Source organism: Planctobacterium sp. AWM4_229, assembly GCF_056160305.1.
This window is the reverse complement of record NZ_JBSWWX010000001.1, coordinates 526,631-544,694: the sequence shown is the minus strand read 5'-3', so window position 1 is coordinate 544,694 and position 18,064 is coordinate 526,631. Positions and strand designations below refer to the sequence as shown.

General features: G+C 46.0%; 14 protein-coding genes. 6 read left to right on the top strand and 8 right to left on the bottom strand.

What is annotated here, in order from left to right; all coding sequences use genetic code 11:
- Position 1: 1 nt before the first annotated feature.
- The 3 genes from proB to ACXAGP_RS02370 all read right to left on the bottom strand — a co-directional run bounded on the left by proB (position 2) and on the right by ACXAGP_RS02370 (position 3,329).
- The gene (gene proB, locus ACXAGP_RS02380) at positions 2-1,114 is read right to left on the bottom strand and encodes a glutamate 5-kinase (RefSeq protein ID WP_475259281.1); all 1,113 of its coding nucleotides are present in this window, start codon (positions 1,112-1,114) and stop codon (positions 2-4) included.
- Positions 1,115-1,123: 9 nt separating this feature from the next.
- The gene (gene putP, locus ACXAGP_RS02375; RefSeq protein ID WP_475259280.1) at positions 1,124-2,623 is read right to left on the bottom strand and encodes a sodium/proline symporter PutP; all 1,500 of its coding nucleotides are present in this window, start codon (positions 2,621-2,623) and stop codon (positions 1,124-1,126) included.
- A gap of 226 nt (positions 2,624-2,849) precedes the next feature.
- Positions 2,850-3,329, bottom strand: coding sequence for a hypothetical protein (locus ACXAGP_RS02370; RefSeq protein ID WP_475259279.1), 480 nt, complete (start codon positions 3,327-3,329; stop codon positions 2,850-2,852).
- A gap of 296 nt (positions 3,330-3,625) precedes the next feature.
- Here ACXAGP_RS02370 and ACXAGP_RS02365 point away from each other — a divergent pair, with 296 nt between their 5' ends.
- Positions 3,626-4,993 (top strand): sigma-54 interaction domain-containing protein, encoded by a 1,368-nt coding sequence (locus ACXAGP_RS02365; protein ID WP_475259278.1) that lies wholly within the window; start codon positions 3,626-3,628, stop codon positions 4,991-4,993.
- A gap of 746 nt (positions 4,994-5,739) precedes the next feature.
- On the opposite strand, the gene ACXAGP_RS02360 is transcribed toward ACXAGP_RS02365, so the two are convergent.
- The 4 genes from ACXAGP_RS02360 to ACXAGP_RS02345 all read right to left on the bottom strand — a co-directional run bounded on the left by ACXAGP_RS02360 (position 5,740) and on the right by ACXAGP_RS02345 (position 10,901).
- Positions 5,740-6,348, bottom strand: a complete 609-nt coding sequence (locus tag ACXAGP_RS02360) for a hypothetical protein (protein WP_475259277.1) — start codon at positions 6,346-6,348, stop codon at positions 5,740-5,742.
- A 470-nt stretch (positions 6,349-6,818) separates the two neighbouring features.
- The gene (gene gdhA, locus ACXAGP_RS02355; RefSeq protein ID WP_475259276.1) at positions 6,819-8,153 is read right to left on the bottom strand and encodes an NADP-specific glutamate dehydrogenase; all 1,335 of its coding nucleotides are present in this window, start codon (positions 8,151-8,153) and stop codon (positions 6,819-6,821) included.
- Positions 8,154-8,198: 45 nt separating this feature from the next.
- Positions 8,199-9,053: a universal stress protein gene (locus tag ACXAGP_RS02350; protein WP_475259275.1), complete on the bottom strand. Its 855-nt coding sequence runs from the start codon at positions 9,051-9,053 to the stop codon at positions 8,199-8,201.
- A gap of 213 nt (positions 9,054-9,266) precedes the next feature.
- Positions 9,267-10,901 carry a diacylglycerol kinase family protein gene (locus ACXAGP_RS02345; RefSeq protein WP_475259274.1) on the bottom strand — a complete coding sequence of 545 codons (1,635 nt, stop codon included), beginning with the start codon at positions 10,899-10,901 and terminating at the stop codon, positions 9,267-9,269.
- 373 nt (positions 10,902-11,274) lie between these two features.
- Between ACXAGP_RS02345 and ACXAGP_RS02340 the strand changes: the two genes are divergently transcribed.
- From ACXAGP_RS02340 to ACXAGP_RS02320, 5 genes are all read left to right on the top strand, one after another.
- Positions 11,275-12,465: an MFS transporter gene (locus ACXAGP_RS02340; RefSeq protein WP_475259273.1), complete on the top strand. Its 1,191-nt coding sequence runs from the start codon at positions 11,275-11,277 to the stop codon at positions 12,463-12,465.
- A gap of 93 nt (positions 12,466-12,558) precedes the next feature.
- Entirely contained in the window at positions 12,559-13,218 is a 660-nt protein-coding gene (locus ACXAGP_RS02335; protein WP_475259272.1) for a methylamine utilization protein, read from the top strand.
- Between the two features lie 84 nt (positions 13,219-13,302).
- On the top strand, positions 13,303-14,160 hold the full coding sequence (locus tag ACXAGP_RS02330) for a DUF3034 family protein (RefSeq protein WP_475259270.1): 858 nt from the start codon (positions 13,303-13,305) through the stop codon (positions 14,158-14,160).
- Positions 14,161-14,164: 4 nt separating this feature from the next.
- Positions 14,165-14,581, top strand: coding sequence for a group I truncated hemoglobin (locus ACXAGP_RS02325; protein ID WP_475259269.1), 417 nt, complete (start codon positions 14,165-14,167; stop codon positions 14,579-14,581).
- A gap of 313 nt (positions 14,582-14,894) precedes the next feature.
- Positions 14,895-15,647 (top strand): substrate-binding periplasmic protein, encoded by a 753-nt coding sequence (locus ACXAGP_RS02320; RefSeq protein ID WP_475259268.1) that lies wholly within the window; start codon positions 14,895-14,897, stop codon positions 15,645-15,647.
- Positions 15,648-15,713: 66 nt separating this feature from the next.
- On the opposite strand, the gene katG is transcribed toward ACXAGP_RS02320, so the two are convergent.
- Positions 15,714-17,969, bottom strand: a complete 2,256-nt coding sequence (katG, locus tag ACXAGP_RS02315) for a catalase/peroxidase HPI (protein ID WP_475259267.1) — start codon at positions 17,967-17,969, stop codon at positions 15,714-15,716.
- Positions 17,970-18,064: the final 95 nt, after the last annotated feature.

The following is an 18,064-nucleotide window of genomic DNA, read 5'->3' as shown; positions in this document are numbered from 1 at the left end:
TTTACTCCTCCAGTAGAGTCATTTCCTTTTTGTTCAGTACTTGACCGAAATCGTTTTCTTGGCCGCTCGAAAAGTCTTGGCTGTTATCTGTGTTAACCAGAAACTGCAACAAGCAGCTGCCACTTTCTGCTTTGGCTTTCGCGATGCGCTCACCTTGTTCATTTTTCACAATGATGGTGTCGCCCGCGGTAAACTCTCCGTTAACGTCGACGATGTCGCGGTAATCCAGCTGAAAATTACCCTGTTCAGCATCAGCGGCTGCTTCTTCGGATACCACCAATTCACCACGGGCTTTGGTGCCATAGGTAAGCCAGTGTTGTTTCTTGTCCAGCGGCGATGTTGCCGGATGAAATAAAGTGCCCGGATTGGTCCCTTGTAACAGCTCATTAAAGCCGTTCTCGTCATAGCCATTCATGATAATAGTTGGGATCCCACGTCGGGTGGCTTTGCGAGCGGCTTCCAATTTGGTACGCATACCACCCGTACCCACGCCACTGCCAGCGCCTCCTGCCATTTGCATTAGATCTGGCGATATTTTGTGCACGTCTTTGATCAGCGTCGCATCGGGATTATTGCGCGGATCCGCATCGTAAAGGCCGGTTACATCGGAACAGATAATTAATGCATCAGCCGCAACAGCAGAAGCCACCATCGCAGATAAGTTGTCGTTATCACCCACTTTCGATAAGTCTGTGGTAATGGCATCGTTCTCGTTGACGATAGGCAAAATACCATTGTTCAACAGGTTTTCGATGGTTTCCCGGATACTCAGAAAACGCTCGTGCTGCTGAAAGTCATATTGTGTTAGCAACAGCTGAGCAGTGGGAAAATCGAATAACTTGTTCCAGGCTTCCATCATTTCTGTTTGGCCTGCCGCCGCCATCGCCTTTTTCAGGGTGACATTGCCACACTTGTCCGGGGTATCGGAAAACAGGGAGCGGCCTGCTGCCACTGAACCTGAAGACACCAATACCACTTTTGTGTCCATCAAATGACAGCGCACAATAAAGTTGGCGATAGATAATAAGTAGCGCGAGCTACAGCCGTTGCCTTCAGGAGCGATCAGGGAACTGCCCACCTTAATGACTATTCGGTTTTTGTTGGAAATTCTCATGTAAACTCCTTAGTGATTCCGCGCTTCCAGTAGCGAAACCGTCGTGTGAAAATCGTTAATTAAATCTTGTTTGGGTGCGGCACTGAGTTTACTCACCACCACAATTGCAATAGTTGAAGCAATAAATCCGGGTACAATTTCATATATCAGGCCTGAGAGATTCACGCCGATCACGCTCTCAGGGATAGCGATCCAAAGTAGTACTGTGGCAGCACCCGTAATGATGCCGGCAAGGGCACCCGCTCTGGTCATGTTTGGCCAGTAAAGTGACAGCAATACAAGCGGTCCAAACGCAGCACCAAATCCTGCCCATGCATTACCTACCAGACCCAGAACACTACTGTCAGGGTTTAAGGCCAGCATTGTGGCAACAACGGCAACGGCTAGTACCGCCAGGCGACTGAACATCACACCCTGTTTTTCGTCAGGGGTTTTGTTGCTGAAAATTTTGTACACGTCCTCAGTGAGCGAGCTGGAAGACACCAACAATTGCGATGAAATCGTACTCATGATGGCGGCCAATATAGCCGACAGCAAAAAGCCACTAATAAACGGGTGAAACAGAATTTCTGAGAAGCGAATGAAAATGGTTTCCGGATCCGCCAGTTGCAAACCAAACTTTTGCACGTAAGCAATACCCACAAAACCCGTTGCTACGGCACCCACCAATGACACAAACATCCAGCTAATGCCGAAACGTGTCGCTTGACCGATATCCACCACATTGCGAATCGCCATAAAACGCACCAGAATGTGGGGCTGACCGAAATAACCTAAGCCCCATGCCAGGCTAGACAGTAATGCCAGCTGACCGACATCTTGAATCAGGCCATTTTCCTGAGCAATCCACTGCGTCGTTGATTCTGCCATGACACCCCAATCATTGAACTGCATGGCAGCCACAATGGGGACGGCGATTAACGCCACAAACATAATGCTGCCTTGTACGAAATCGGTCATGCTGACTGCTAAAAAACCGCCTAATAAGGTGTAGAGCACGACGATGCTAATGGTGGTAATGACACCTGCGTAGTGGGGTAAGCCAAAGACACTCTCGAATAATTTGCCGCCTGCAACCAATCCGGCTGAGGTATACAGCGTAAAGAAAATAATGGCGATGAGAGCCGTAGTAAGGCGCAGCGCGCCTTTTTTCTCGCCAAAGCGCTTAGCGAAAAAATCCGGCAAGGTGACGGCATCGTCAGCCACTTCTGTGTAGACGCGCAATCTGGGGGCTACCAGAATATAGTTTAACAAGGCACCACACAGCAGTCCGATGGCAATCCAGATGGTTTCAAAGCCCAACAAGAACATTGCACCGGGCAAACCCATTAACATCCAACCACTCATATCTGAGGCGCCAGCTGATAATGCTGTTACCTTTGGTCCGACATTGCGGCCACCTAAAATATAACCTTTAACATCACCCGTAGAATGCTTGTAACCGTAAATACCGATACCGAGCATAACAGCTGCATAGCAAGCCAGGGCGAATAAAAGATAGGGGTCCATGACCTTTCTCTCCAAATAAATAAAAAAATATCAATTCTAATGATTAGTATACAAATTATATGCCGAGATTTGAAATAACTAAAAAAGCCTGGTTATGCTTTTGTTTTACTGGCTGTATAATTATTTAAGGGGGTGGAGACGAAGGGGTTGTATTGGATTTACTTTGTAAAAAGATATAATTCAAGTTAAGTCGAACTCAAAAGCGCTAAAAAGTTATGAGTACGACTTAATTTGAAACCGCCAGTAGGCGGTCTTGCTGACGGTTCAATTTCTCCAGCAATTGGTCGTGCTTCAGTTGCAGTTGTGCCGTAATGTCTGACAATACATAACGTAACAGTTTGTCCTCCTGAGCTTGAGTTAGTGTGCGCAATAGTCTCAGGAATTCGCGTCGCCGTTTATTACTGTCCATGACCCAAGCCGTAGTGGTCAGTTGTGATAACTGTGACTGTTGCTCTTTATAAGCACTTTCCACCTTGCACAATGCATCATTGTTTTGCTCGCTGAGCTTTAAACGGTTGGATTGAAATGGGAGTAAAGATTCAACCGCCTCGCGCATCACGGAGTTAAACGCCTGCATGTGTGAACGCAGCATATAAGTGGAAGCGTGCGTTGCGGCATTTGAATAAAAGACACTCAGACTCTTGCAGACCTCTTGTAGACGCTGTACGAATATATATTCAGCTTTGTTGGAAATTGATTCATTCATATTGATTTGCCCGGACTAATAAAACAGGGTTACTGATTTTTATAATCAAACATCAGGCCAGTTTTTATCATCGTCAGGCGGGCTTTACTGATGCTTTTGTGTGCCCTTTTAGGGAGGAGCAGGGAATAATTACAGGAGTACCCTGTAAAAATTACACAGTGAGCGTTTATTAGTCGAACTTTATTATTAAATCAACGTATCATAAAAAGGAAGCGCTTTGGTTTGGTTGGCAGGTGCCCAAAACGCAAACATTGCGTCGATCAACGAATATGGAAGAAGGCTTTTTTGGTATCCGAATGAAAACAGATCCCTTATTACGACCCAAATTAATGTATAACGTGGGTGAGTCTGCATTTGCTCAGCAGCTGATGCAGTCTCCTGAGTTTAAAGCCTTTATTCAAGTAAAAGTGGATGCTGATAGCGATTGGGTTGAGCAACTTAAAAGTGATGAATATCAGGTGGTTGTGCTGGATATTGAATCACAGCATGTACAGGATGAAGAGTTGCACACTTGCCTGACCGAGCGACTGTTCGAAAATACCGAATTTATCTTTTTAAGTCACGGGTTACCTAACCCGGTTATCGATGAATTAATGACCCAGGGGGCGGGTTACCATTTTCGCGAGCCAATCGAACTGGAGGCAATCACGGATTGTCTGGCAGATATGGCCGAAGAATTTGCTGAAGACATCGAAAATCACGCTCAGACTCGAACCAGTGACCTGGACCAATTTGGTTTGCTGGCGGGCTCCTCCAAGATTATGCGCAAGCTGTATCGCACAATCCGCAAAGTCGCTAAGAATGATATCAACGTCTTTATCACCGGCGAGAGCGGTTCCGGCAAGGAACTTGTGGCCAACACCATTCATCTTTTTAGTGAAGTCAGTGATGGGCCGTTTGTGGCGGTAAACTGTGGTGCAATTAGTCCTGAACTGGTGGATAGTGAGTTGTTTGGTCACGTTAAGGGGGCCTTTACCGGCGCCGTAAAAGATCACCAAGGCGTGTTTGAACAGGCACAGGGCGGTACCTTATTTTTAGACGAAGTCACTGAGATGCCGTTGGAGCACCAGGTGAAGTTATTGCGGGTATTGGAGTCTGGTGAGTATCGGCCAGTGGGAGCGACTCGGTTAAAACACGCCAATGTCAGAGTGATCGCTGCCAGTAATCGCGATCCGCTGCAGGCCATTGAAGAAGAAGGGTTTCGCGAAGATTTGTTTTATCGTCTCGCGCAGTTTCCCATTGCCGTTCCACCTTTACGCCAGCGGGACAAAGACATCACCGGATTGGCAAAACACTTCCTGGCCTATCGCAACAGCCATGAGATGACCAATAAACAAATTAGCGCAGAAGCACTGCAAAAAATAGCCAGTTACAGTTGGCCTGGCAATGTTCGTGAGCTCAAACATACCATCGAGCGAGCGTTTATTTTGTGCAGTGAAATCATTGAGCCCCAGTATATCGTGTTGCAACAAGAACAGAGCAACTCTGGTCATTGGGACGGTCAGGTACCCACCGGCGTGACCTTAGAAGAACTTGAGAAACAAGCGATTCTCAATACCCTCGATGACAATGATGGCAACAAAACCGAAACGGCAGAACAGCTTGGGGTAAGTGTAAAAACCTTGTACAACAAGCTTGAGAAATATCAGAAGGACGAGGATTAGCTCGGTGTTTGGGATAATCAGCTCTTCAATCTGAAGAGTTTCTAATCTGATTTACCTTGGCTTCATAGATTCGATGTAGGTCGACATTCATGTCGACAAAGCATTCTTAATCAACCACCTTTGTCCGACTGGCGGATATTTGTTCCCCACAACATCGGCATTGACACCATCCATGGTGGTTGCCGTTTAAATGTTCTTAACATAAATGGAATTCACTGCAGTTCAATTTGAACCTACATGGAACATGCACTTCTCCACCTTTTGCAAAACATCAAACATATATTTTCTGATGTTTTTTCTTCGAAGGGGAGCTCCCCTTCAACCCCCTTTTGGCCCGGACGCGAGACAACATAAGCCTGTAGGTCGTGCTTGAGTGCCATGGATGGCGTGAATGTCTTTTTTGCAGGGAGCAAAAAAAGACCAGTTCGACAACGCTTTGAGATTCAACCATCTGTGTCCGAGTAAACTCGAACCTACAAACATCCCTGCTGCCAATCTTCAGATTTGATCTGCTCTTTCAGCTTATCTCGCGAAAGGGCCAGAAATACACGCACTTCGAATTAACGGTGGGGGAGGGTTTTGCTTAATTGGAAATGAGAGTTGCAATAATGCCTACCCAACGACAGCTTTTAGCGTTTTGCGGGAATTCGGTTGGTGTGTTAGAGGACCGCTTTGTGCCCATAACAGACGTGAGCTAACGCCTGATTATGTGTTAATCTTACTACGACCCAATTTATTCCTACTTATTAGTTTAGAGAAAAACGTTCTATTACCATTCCGAAGTCACTTCTTTTCCCTATCACCGAGAGTGTCCCTCTTTCCGGCAGTATATTTCTTTGGCTTTCTGCCATACATAAATCACCGCTTTCCAGCTCATCAGTTTCAGCTATTTTTATGCGTTGAGGGCAGAATTTCTTTCCCCTCGCTTTTGTGTAATTCATCTCATCTCTAACTACCGCTTGCTCTGTCATTAAGTGCAGCGCAATAGGTACAGATTTATTGATAAACGGCGAAGAAAGCATGATGAACATCAAAGGTATAACAATGATCGAAAGATTTCCTTTCCACGTTGCTGTTAAGCGATTAAAAAGGCTCTGGTCTCTATTAAGACTAACAAACCACAATATCACTAAAGTCGAAGCGAGTATCCAAGTCAATAACGAGGTATTTTCTGTCCAACTTTTTGCTGTCATGAACTCATAAAACATATTAGGGAAAACTGAAAACAACATTACTCCAAGTGCCACAAGTACCAAACGACTAAGGAGCTTTTGTTCAGACCATTTTGCAGGAGTAATGACTAATGCAGTTCCTTCAGCATTTTTGGGATGTTGAGAGTGATTATTAGACTTCATTTCTAGAATTGCTTTTGCTGCTTCATAACGTTCAGGATATTTCGAACGATCTATGTTGTGTAATACGTCTAATAGTTCCTCAACCGAATATTGAGAATAATCTGGTGGGTTGATGTTTAGAGTTCCTATATTTATATAGTATCGCTATGGGATCCAAGAATAACTATTTTAAACATTCGATTGGATATCCCTATAAATCAGGATAATCATTTTCGCTTATAACGGCAAGCTCATAGGTAGTGGCTGAATTCATCTTTGAATGACTATGGAAGGTCCGCAAAAGAGAAATGGTCGGTTAGTAAAAGAACATCGCCAACTTCCGCTTTGGTGTATTTCCAGTCAGGCAGGTGTAGCAGAGTAATAGACAGCTTTCTTTAAAGCGCAGTCGGTCAGATCAAATTAAAACCCACAAAGAAGTTCGTAGGGTTTTATCCAAAGGACACCACGCCTATATCCTCTGACACACAGTCCTAACCCTGTTGTGCCAACAATGCCGCTGACAAAATCTGAAAGCCTGCGATACTCGCGCCTTTGTGTAAATCTGGTTTGTCTGAATCATCGGGGGCGTTGTCGATACAGCGTTTGAATATGGCTTGCATGATGCGCTGTAATTCTTGGTCAACATCGTCAAATGTCATGGGCGAGAAGGTTGCATTTTGGGTCATTTCCAAGGTCGATATGGCTACGCCGCCGGCATTGGCAGCTTTGCCTGGGCCAAATAGAAGTCCCGAGTCTGCTATGGCATCCAGCGCTTCGTCGGTCAGGGCCATATTGCTGCCTTCCACAATGGCAAGGCAATCGGATTCTTTGAGTTGTTTTAAGTCCTTAATGTTGAGTTCATTTTGAGTGGCGCAGGGAAGGGCGATATCACAGTTTTTCTGCCATGGTTTGCTGTCCTTTTCATACCGTAAATCAAACTCTTTGGCAGCTTCTTCCAGTGAGTTATCCAGTTGCTGTTGTTGTTCAAGTAACCAGTTAATCTGCTTTTCTGTAAGGCCATTTTCAGCAACCAGAAGGCCACGGCTGTTGGATAGCGTAATAACACGAGCATCGTTTTGGATTGTCTTTAGGGCGGCATGCAGGGCAACATTGCCGGCACCTGAGATGGCCAGCACTTTTCCCTCCAGTGTCTCATCTTGGCTTTTTAGCAACTCTTCTACAAAGTAGATCACGCCAAAACCTGTAGCTTCACTGCGTCCCTGGCTCCCGCCAAAATCACCCGCTTTTCCGGTGATGGCCCCTTCAAACTGCCGGGTTAGTGTTTTGTATTGACCAAACAGATAGCCTATTTCACGATTTCCTACATTGATATCACCGGCAGGTATATCTCTATTGGGGCCAATCTCAGCATAACATTTACTCATAAAAGCCTGACAAAAGCGCATTATTTCAGCGTCGCTGCGACCTTTGGGGTTAAAATCGGCACCGCCTTTAGCGCCGCCAATAGGCAATCCAGTCAAGGCATTTTTGAAGCTTTGTTCAAATGCCAAGGCTTTTAACGTGGATAAATCCAGTGCAGGATGAAAGCGCAAGCCGCCCTTGTATGGCCCGACGACATTGCTGTGTTGCACCCGCCAGCCTCGATTTACTTGCGGAATACCCTCGTCATCTGTCCATGATACTTTAAATTCAATCACCCTGTCTGGCAGGCATAGACGCTGAAAAACACGTCTCTTGAGCAGTGAGGGTTCTTTTTCTAACAACTGCGACAACGCTTTTGCTTCCTGACGCACCATAGATACGTATAGAGAGTCAGGTGCATTTTGCTCTTCAAGTTGCTGGATGAATTCTTGTAAATCAGGCATTTCAAACTCGCTATGTGTTATTAACGCTTTCTGCCAAAAGCAGACTTAATTATTAATGAATACTGGGACGCAGGACTGGGCCAGGACTTGCTCTGTTTGATTGCCAAACACCATATTGCGCAACATAGACTCCTGTTGAGCCCCGGTGATGACGAGGTCGTGATTGTTCTCGGCAACCACGTCGTGGATTGATGCAGAAAGCGATTTGTTGTCCTGCGCACTGTTAACCGTTGTCACAGTAATGCCATGACATTCAAGCCATGAAGCAACTTCTTCAAGTGCCACAATGTCGTATTCATCGCTCCCGTGAAAATCACAGAAAATACCGGTTGTACCCACTTTAGTTAGCAATGGCAGCGCACTTTTTAGTGCACGAGCGGCTTGGGCACTGTTATCCCAAACAACTAACGGTTTTTTAAAGAATTCGTGCTCTGGTACGTGTTCGGGCAATACCAGCAAGGGGGCACTTAGCGAGACAGAATAATCGGATATCAGGGAATTTAGTTTAACCTTGTCATAACCATTGAACCAGTTTCTGCTGAGCACGACCAGGTCGTGGGTTAACGATACAAAGGGAAGCTGCTCATCCAGTTCACCGGGCACCGTCATCCAGTGAAAGCTTTTGTCATCAAGGTTTGATGCGTTGATCAGCTTGCGAACGTTTTGCAAATCTTCCTTTAAAATGGTTTTACTGTTTTTCGCTATTTCGGGAACATAGGCCACGCCTTCCGGAGCCATGACTAAATCAGGTGCAGACTCCGCCATGGTGCTTAGCTCAGATTGAAAGTAAACACCGTGAATTCGGCTATTTTCAGCACTGGTCAGTTTCTGAGCCCAATGAATGCGTTGTTGGAAACTATTGTCACTGCTTACCTGAATAAGAACGCTGTTAAAACACATGATACTCTCCTCATTGTTTATGTAAGTATCAAAGCAAAATTGATGCTAGCTTTTTAATTTATTTAAGTGATTGAAATACAATGTAAAAATTCAGTTTGAATTGCATTAAAAGCGGCTTTAGTTTGCTCCAACAGGTGTTTTTTACACACCGGGCTGAAAATTTTTCAATGGTTTTCCAATGAATTCGTGTTGATGCCTTCATTCCCCGGGTAATCAGTCCTCAGGTAAGGTGATAATTTGCAATGCTTCTGGCAACACGCTTATGCTTAATGATTTGGCTTTCCTCATTTCACCGTCCAGGCTGTAGGTAATCTGCTCACCTGCTTTGATGGTGACTTGCTCCGCCTGCCTGTGTTTAAAGGTAGGGTTTTGAGGCTCATTTACCTCTGATAACAATAGTTGCAACATGCCACTCACCGTGCCTTGCTGGTAAGTTTCATCCAGCCAGGTGATATCCAGTTTGCCGTCTTTGGCGTCGGGCCTGCCACCTCCTTGAGCCAGCAACGTGAACAGGGGCGCTGAATTGGCAATCACTAAGCTTTTGGTGCTTAGTGTCAACCAGTCTTCATCGTTGAACTTGATTTCAAGATGGTGTTGTTGATCTTCGTTAATCGCCTGAAACAAACCATTTAAGTAAGCAAGTTGTCCTGATTCATTTTTATTGTCTCTGTCGGCAAGTTCGATCATTCTCGATTCAAAACCGATGCCCAGCACTAAGGTAAATAGCTCTTCATTACACAAACCAATATCAAACTTCTCAATTTTGCGATGGATTAAGGCATCACAGGCTGTCTCTATCGGAAATGCCTTGGCTTTAAATCCCCAAAGAGCATGACTCAGGGCATTGGTGGTGCCTAAGGGGATTAATCCCATTGGTATCGCAGTGCCTTTAAGCACATCTGCAACCTCATTCACGGTGCCATCACCACCTGCGGCGATGACCATATCCGCATTTGCCTCTACCGCTTTTTGAGCTAATGCCTTACCGTCACAGTCTTTTGTCGTTTCCACTACGGTAAGGGCGTAGTATTGACCCAACAAGTCGCAAATTTGTTTGCGATATTGCGGCCATTTCCCGCCGCCAGATACGGGGTTAGCTACAATCCAGGCGTTGGGATAGAGCGTTATCTTTTCACTTTGATGGATTTTTTCTAACGCGCGCAATTGCGACATGTTTAAGCCCGCGGTTTGTCGGATAACATTGATATCCGTTAATACCTCTCGCACCGTCTTATCACTGTTCTGTGTGAGTAAGTAAGCCGCTACGAGGAACACTGAACGACCTCTTCCCAATGCACAGTGAACCACTACGTTTTTATTGCTGGCTCGTTGTCCGTGGATCCAATTTATGGCTTTGAGTACCTCATCCTCTTTTGGATATTGGTGGTCCAGTATCGGTATGTTCAGATAGGACATATCCGCAGAGGTAGCGGTCCATTGCAAGGCATCGAATTCTGCAGTGGCGTCCAGTATGGAAGAAATGTTGTGTTTTTCCAGTTCTTCTATGTCGCCGGGCTGGAGTCTTCTTGCCAGATAAAGACCGGGAACTATCTCTTGTAATGGCGGAACCGGATCTCGCTTGCGCGCAATTTTATTGTATAGGTGGACACAAAGCAGAAACGGCCAAAGTAACCATGAGATAGCCGCTGGGATACGACCGTCTTGTTTTTTTCGAAAAATCTGCGGTGTTTTAAAAAGGTAGGCACAAGCTACGATCCCAAAGGATATGGCCGTCCAGCCGAAAAAAGCACTGATCAGCGGTGAGGGCAACAATATTACTGGCACCAGAAGCAGCAATGTTGCGCCACAGTAATAGAGGGAAAAAGGTCTGCTTTTCGGTGTTTTCATGTCATGTCCTCTTTAGAACTAATTACATCGGCGATTCAATAAAGACCTTGTTGCCATGCGCAACATACGCAGACTGACAACACCAAGCAAAAAGCAACAGATCAGGGTTTGTATAAACTCGGAAACGTTTTTAAATCTCGTCAACCAGACGGTGATTAATACGAAAACGACAATTAACTCGATCATGTTGCTGTTTTTCTCCATTGGCTCTAGTTTTATTGCTATCCTGACAAAGCAACAACCAAACCAAGATTGTTAAATTCAATAAAATCAATAACATAAAAACTTGTTTGAACTTCGACAGTAAAATACCGTATGTAAAGATTTCACGTGGCGGAAATTTTTTCACAGACAACGCCACTAAGAGGTAAGAATGAAACAAAAGGCGGCGCTGCTTCTGGCGCAGATCAATAATAAAGTCATCGACTTGCTGATTTCTCCCAAGACAACATTACCTTGGTTAATTGCTTCTTTACCCGCCGGTGCTTGGTTATTACCGCTGCTGGCTCCAATTCGTGAGGCGGGTTCCATGCTGCCGCAATGGTGGATTCAGCAAAGTGCTTTGGGCCGTCACTCTCGCAGGGATTTTGGATGGCGAATTGGAATTGTTGTGCAGCTTTTCGGCGTGTCTGGTTTTGTCTTTACTGGCTTGTTTCTCACCGAAAAGCTCATGCCCTGGGGAATTTTGTTCTCCTTAACGGTCTTGAGTCTGGGACGCGCTTCTACCTCCGTTTTCAGCAAAGATATTCAGGCGGATGTGATAGATAAACAAAGGCGAGGCCGATTTACTGGGTTTGTATCTTCGTTGTCTGGTGTATTGAGTATCGTTTTCGCCTTGTTGCTGATAGCAGATTTTTTTGGCGAAAACCGATGGTTGATCAACATGGGCTTTGTAGTTGTTTTGGCATCGGTAATCGTGGCATTGCTGTTCAGCTTCTCGGTGCAAACAAGCACAGAAGCGAAGGATAAGGATGAGACACTGAGTATCTTTGCACAATTTAGCGATAACGCATTATTGCGACACTTGGTGCTCAGTCGGTGCTTTTTATTGCATGCCATGTTAGCCATTCCTTTTATTACTGTTGTTATGGCTCAGGGGGCGCAATTAGCGATAGGCTGGCTGGTGCTAGCATCAGGGTTATCGGCTGTAACCGCTTCTTATTTGTGGGGATGGATGTCGGATAAACGCAATATTCTGACCTTATTCGTTGCCTCCTGTTTGTGTTTAGTAGCCTTGCTCATCATCATTTGGGCAGCAGATGCACTACCGCAATGGCTGAATTTCGTTTTGTTTTATCTTCTTCTGGTGGGCTATGACGGCATCAGAGTTGGTAGAAAAACACTTCTATTGAACGTAACCAATGAGAATAACCGACTCGGATTTGTGGGAGCGGGCAATACCACAGTGGGCATTTTTTTATTGCTCAGTGGTGTGCTTTATAGCTTTTTATACAGTATCAAGAGTCAATGGATGTTGTGGTTTTTGCTGATCATGCTGGCAACGGGAATTCTGCATTTGGTGAAATTGAACAGCCTGGTAAAAACGCAGGACAGTAAAAAATAGAGTGTCAAATTGAGTGGCAATGAATAGCTGCTGTGGTAAATCAGGGTTAGATAACCTAGCATTTATAATTGTTATGAGGTTGGAATGTTGCAAGTGAGCAAAGAAAAAGAGGGCTGGATGAAGCGAGGGTATTTGTTGTTAAAACTATTGTGCATCTTTAGTTTGGTGGTACAAGCTGCCATTGCTTCTGAGGTGAAAGTGGTGGATCAGGAAGGAAATCCCTTACCTGATGTTGTATTTACCTGGCCATCTGATACGCCCGCACAAGTTAAGGCTCAACCGGTGGTTGTGGATCAGGTTGATCGACAATTTGTGCCTCATATCACAGCAATTGTTGCTGGTCAGGATGTGGATTTTCCCAATAGTGATAACATTCGCCATCATGTTTACAGTTTTTCCGAAAGTAATCCCTTCGAAATAAAGCTTTATCGCAACAGGCCGGCAGCACCTATCAATTTTGCTCGTGCTGGAGTGGTAGCTCTGGGGTGCAATATTCACGACCAGATGATTGGCTATATCTTCGTTGCTGAGCCCAATTCTGCGATGGCTGTTTCTGATAAAAATGGCGTGGTGCAGTTGCCTGATACCGGCGCAGTGAGTTATTGGCATCCCCGCATGTCGCAAACTGGCAGCAAAACTGAAAGCCTTACCATGTCAGGCGATGAGAATAGGGTATTAACATTAAGTCTGTTACCGGTACTACAAAAAGAAAACACTTCAACTTTTGGCTCCGGTACTTTTGGCCGCGAGTGAACATAAGCTTGAACAGAAACCAGAGCCGTAGCTGAAGACATCGACAGACCAATGAATAACTGAATCAAACTAACGAGTAACTTAATGGTGAAAAACAACAATCGATGCAGAAGCCAATTCTTTTTTTTGCTGTTGTGGCTGGCAAGCCCGATAACGCAGGCGGCAACAGGCAAATTGATTGGTACGGCAGGGCTGAACATGCTGGAGGGCTCGGGTGGCGGAGGCATTGTACCTTGGGCAACGTTGGCAGGATATGATAGTCGCGATCAGGTGGCGGCGACGGCGTTTTATACCCAAGTTAATGTCGATGATTTTCAGCTGGATGTGTTGGGGGCCAGCATGTCTTTTTACGATCAGGTGGAAATCAGTATTGCCCAGCATAAATTCGATGTAGAGCCTTTGGGAGCAGAAATTAAACAAAATATTTATGGCCTCAAATATCGAGTTTATGGTGATGTTGTTTACAGTGATTGGCCACAGGTGAGTGTCGGCTTGCAGCATAAAGTGTTGGATGATGGAGCCATCGCTGCGGCAGTGGGCGCTGATAACGCGGACAGTGGTACGGATTTTTATATCGCGGCCACCAAAGTGCATTTGGGGGGCTTTTTTGGTTACAACACGGTGTGGAACACTACTTTAAGAGCCACCAAGGCGAATCAAACCGGTCTTTTGGGCTTTGGTCATGTGGATGATGATGATTATGAAGTTATGTTCGAAGGTTCGTTGGGCGTGCTATTTTCAAGGCATTTCGCTGTCGGAATTGAATATCGACAAAAACCGGACAACTTAGGGTTAGGTGAGGATGATTGGAAAGATGTCTTCATTGCCTGGATTCCGTCAAAAGATTTTAATGTCACCCTGGCCTATGCCAAGCTGGGCAGCATCGCTGGCGTTCAGGACCAAAATGGATTGTATCTGTCAATTAGCGGACAGATTTGGTGATCTTATGAAGCAATTATTAATCGTTATAAGCTTGGTTTTACTCAGTGCTTGCGCCAGTACTCAGCAGTCTTTGTACCAGGAGCTAGGAGGTGCATCTAAGGTTTCCGACATAGTGGATAATTTTATTGTCGAAATTGAAAAAGACGAAATCATGTTGAGCTATTTTCGGGGTTCCGATATCGCTCGCTTCAGAGAAAAGCTCAATGAACACTTATGCTCTTTAACGGGGGGGGGCTGTGAATATACCGGCGATACTATGGCAGATGTGCATACCGGGATGAACCTTAACGAAAGTGACTTTAACCACGGTGTGGATTTGTTTATCAATGCCATGACCGACGCGGGAGTGCCGCACCCTTTGCAGAATAAGGTTCTCGCCGTAATGGCGCCCACTCGGGATGAGATGCTCTATATAAAATAGGCGAGAGATTATGGTCTCCCTAGGGCCATTCCCGGTTTATCCCGTATATCTGCCACTCGTGTCAGCAAACTTGCCATACGTCACTTAGGTGCTTTGCGAGGATACATAATTCAGTATAGTGATTGTGCAGGCGTAGTGAACCTGCAAGCACTCAGTGCGTCTCCCTGGAAAGGTGGGTAACCACCTTTCTGTCCTCTCTTTTATTATCCTAAAGTATTAGTGCAAAGATGCCGACAACATTGGCAACTTTCTGTATCGGCGTTATGCTAATGACTATTGAGTATTTAAGATTCTGGCATAGGTACTGTTGATTATGCGAAGAGGGATGTTATTCCTGATCACTTTGTATTTCTGCACGGTAGCAAACGCACGCCCGGTAAATGTGGTTACAGAGTTGTTCTTCCCATATCAGCAATTGAATGCAGATAATCAGCTAACCGGATACAGTATCGATGTGGCAAATGAGCTCGCTGCTGTTACCGGAGATGAATTGCAGATTGAGTTACTACCTTGGGCGGTGGCATACCAGAATGCACTTACCACTCCCGATACCATGATCTTTTCCATAGGCCGCACACCCGAGAGAGAGCCGCTCTTTGCTTGGGTGGGAAGCATTGCTACGGAAACACTGTATTTCTGGAGTTTGTCACAGTCGGGCATCGTAAGCTCAGATATCCTGTCGGATTTTCAACAATACCGAATTGCTGTGGTGAAAGAAGCCACCACTCATCAACTGCTACGTAGCAACGGGTTTTCCAGTTTGTATGTTATGGGGGGAGGGGATAGCAATGTCAGTGAAGCAAATCGCGTGAATATGCTGATCAAAGGGCGCGCAGATATCATTATCGCCGCTGAAACAGCGATGTTGCCGGCTCTGAAGAAGTTAAATTTGCCAGAGAGTTTTGTGCAACAAGTTCATCGCGCGAAAGATTTGGACAGCGAGTTGTCCATCGCGTTTCAAAAAGACAGCCAGCCAGAGCTGGTGAGCCGTTTTAAGAGGGCACTGGATAAGTTAAAAGCCAGCGGAAAACTGCAAAAGCTTAAAACAAAATGGGGTTTGAAATAAATTCGCGGAATAAATTAACGGGACACCTAAGATGTCCCGTTTAACCGTTATGAGTTTTGAACCGGATTAGAGTTCAAATCTATCTGCCTGCATAACTTTTACCCAAGCTGCAACGAAGTCGTTTACAAAGCGCTCGTGGCTGCCATCAAAAGCATACACTTCCGCAACTGCACGCAACTCAGAACTGGAGCCGAAAATCAGATCTACCGGTGTGGCCGTGTATTTAACCGCTCCACTTTTCCGGTCTACGCCCTCATAGAGTCCCGGCTTATCGGTTTTTCGCCATTGAGTGGACATATCCAGCAAATTAACGAAAAAGTCGTTATTCAGCGTACCAGGCTTGTCGGTAAATACACCGTGTTGTGCATCTCCTGTGTTGGCGCCCAAAGCACGCAAACCACCTACTAAAACGGTCATTTCTGGTACCGTTAGTGCCAGCTGATCAGCTTTGTCGATGAGTGCATCCGTCGGAGATTTGTAATAGCCCTCGCTATAATAATTCCGGAAACCATCCGCTTTAGGTTCAAGGAACGAGAACGAGTTGACGTCCGTTTGTGCTTGAGTTGCATCACCGCGTCCCGGTGCAAATGGAACTGACACTTCTATACCCGCATCTTTAGCGGCTTTTTCAATAGCGGCTGCACCACCTAATACAATCAGATCCGCCAGTGACACTTTTTTGCGCTTGCCGTCAAAGTCTTGTTTGATGTCCTGCAGCTTACTCAATACTTTTTGTACTTCAGCCGGGTTGTTAACAGACCAGTCTTTTTGTGGGGCTAAAGCGATACGTGCACCATTGGCACCACCACGCATGTCAGAATCCCGATAGGTAGACGCTGATGCCCATGCTACGCGCACCAGCTCTGAAACCGTAAGATCTGAATCCAGAATCGCTTTTTTCAGTTTCTTCACGTCTCGGTCTGATACCGTTTTGTAATCGGCTGCCGGGATGGGATCCATCCAGATGTGCTCTTCTTCAGGTACTTCACTGCCCCAGAAGTTGGCTTTGGGTCCCATATCTCGGTGAGTCAGTTTGTACCAGGCTTTGGCAAATGCCAGGCGATACTCTTCTGGGTTGGCGCGGAAACGCTCAGCGATTTTTCGGTACTCCGGATCAAATTTCAGCGCCAGATCCGCAGTAGTCATCACTGGCGGGTTAAATTTGCCCTTTATGTGAGCATCGGGAACGGATTTGTGTAGTGATTCATCAGTGGGGATCCACTGAATGGCACCGGCCGGACTACGGGTTTGTTTCCAGTCAAACTTGAGTAGGTTTTCGAGGTACAATGAGGTCCAACGCGTAGGAGCTTGTGTCCAGGCTCCCTCCAGGCCACTGGTTACTGTATCTTCAGAATGACCTTTACCGCATTTGTTTTTCCAGCCAAAACCTTGCTCTTCGATAGGGGCCGCGCCAGGCTCTGCGCCAACGCATTCCGACGCTTTGTGGGCGCCATGCATTTTACCAAAGGTGTGGCCGCCAGCGATAAGAGCGAGAGTTTCTTCGTCGTTCATGGCCATACGCCCAAAAGATTCTCTAATGTTTTGGGCTGAAGCCAGTGGATCAGGTTTACCGCCGGGACCTTCGGGATTCACGTAGATCAGCCCCATGTGCACTGCTGCCAGCGGTTTTTTCAACTTGCCATCTGAATCTCTGCGGTCACTGGCCAGCATTTCCACTTCCGGGCCCCAATACACCATATCAGGCTCCCAGTCATCGTCTCTACCTGCTGCGAAACCGTAGGTTTGAAAGCCCATGTTTTCCAGTGCAACGTTACCGGCGAGCACAATCAAATCACCCCAGGAAATGCTCTCACCGTATTTTTGTTTCACCGGCCAAAGTAATCTGCGAGCCTTGTCCAGATTGCCATTGTCTGGCCAGCTATTGAGTGGGTCAAAGCGTTGTTGACCACCGCCTGCGCCGCCTCGGCCGTCATGAGTACGATAGGTACCAGCGGCGTGCCAGGTCATCCTAATAAAGAAGGGACCATAGTTGCCCCAGTCTGCTGGCCACCAATCTTGGGAGTCGGTGAGTACATCGTTGATATCTGATTTCAGGGCATCGTAATCCAATGTTTTGAAAGCTTTGGCATAATCGAAGTCTTCACCGAGTGGATTAGAGCGGGCATCGTGATCGCGAAGTGGTGACAAATCAATTTGATCTGGCCACCAAAATAAGTTGGATTTGGCTTGAGTGGGAGCCACTTTACCCATGCCCATCGCACCACCTGGCTTGCTTGACTCTGCACTGTACGCTGCTTGAGAAAGTGATAATGCGATGACACTCGCCAGCGCAGTCGTTTTAAATAACCTGGACGTTTTCATATTCAATCCTCTTGTAGGGTTAACGAACGGGGAACCATTTGCTCGTCATCGTTCGTGTAATTTTGATACCGATAAAAAGTCTGATTAGATCTTAG

What these genes read in the sequence shown, in the direction of transcription:
- ACXAGP_RS02345 (WP_475259274.1), bottom strand. Translation starts at nt 10,901, where the DNA reads ATGAAAACACCGAAAAGCAGACCTTTTTCCCTCTATTACTGTGGCGCA.
- katG (WP_475259267.1), bottom strand. Translation starts at nt 17,969, where the DNA reads ATGAAAACGTCCAGGTTATTTAAAACGACTGCGCTGGCGAGTGTCATC.
- ACXAGP_RS02360 (WP_475259277.1), bottom strand. Translation starts at nt 6,348, where the DNA reads ATGAAGTCTAATAATCACTCTCAACATCCCAAAAATGCTGAAGGAACT.
- proB (WP_475259281.1), bottom strand. Translation starts at nt 1,114, where the DNA reads ATGAGAATTTCCAACAAAAACCGAATAGTCATTAAGGTGGGCAGTTCC.
- ACXAGP_RS02365 (WP_475259278.1), top strand. Translation starts at nt 3,626, where the DNA reads ATGAAAACAGATCCCTTATTACGACCCAAATTAATGTATAACGTGGGT.
- ACXAGP_RS02350 (WP_475259275.1), bottom strand. Translation starts at nt 9,053, where the DNA reads ATGTGTTTTAACAGCGTTCTTATTCAGGTAAGCAGTGACAATAGTTTC.
- ACXAGP_RS02330 (WP_475259270.1), top strand. Translation starts at nt 13,303, where the DNA reads ATGGTGAAAAACAACAATCGATGCAGAAGCCAATTCTTTTTTTTGCTG.
- ACXAGP_RS02370 (WP_475259279.1), bottom strand. Translation starts at nt 3,329, where the DNA reads ATGAATGAATCAATTTCCAACAAAGCTGAATATATATTCGTACAGCGT.
- putP (WP_475259280.1), bottom strand. Translation starts at nt 2,623, where the DNA reads ATGGACCCCTATCTTTTATTCGCCCTGGCTTGCTATGCAGCTGTTATG.
- ACXAGP_RS02325 (WP_475259269.1), top strand. Translation starts at nt 14,165, where the DNA reads ATGAAGCAATTATTAATCGTTATAAGCTTGGTTTTACTCAGTGCTTGC.
- ACXAGP_RS02340 (WP_475259273.1), top strand. Translation starts at nt 11,275, where the DNA reads ATGAAACAAAAGGCGGCGCTGCTTCTGGCGCAGATCAATAATAAAGTC.
- ACXAGP_RS02320 (WP_475259268.1), top strand. Translation starts at nt 14,895, where the DNA reads ATGCGAAGAGGGATGTTATTCCTGATCACTTTGTATTTCTGCACGGTA.
- gdhA (WP_475259276.1), bottom strand. Translation starts at nt 8,153, where the DNA reads ATGCCTGATTTACAAGAATTCATCCAGCAACTTGAAGAGCAAAATGCA.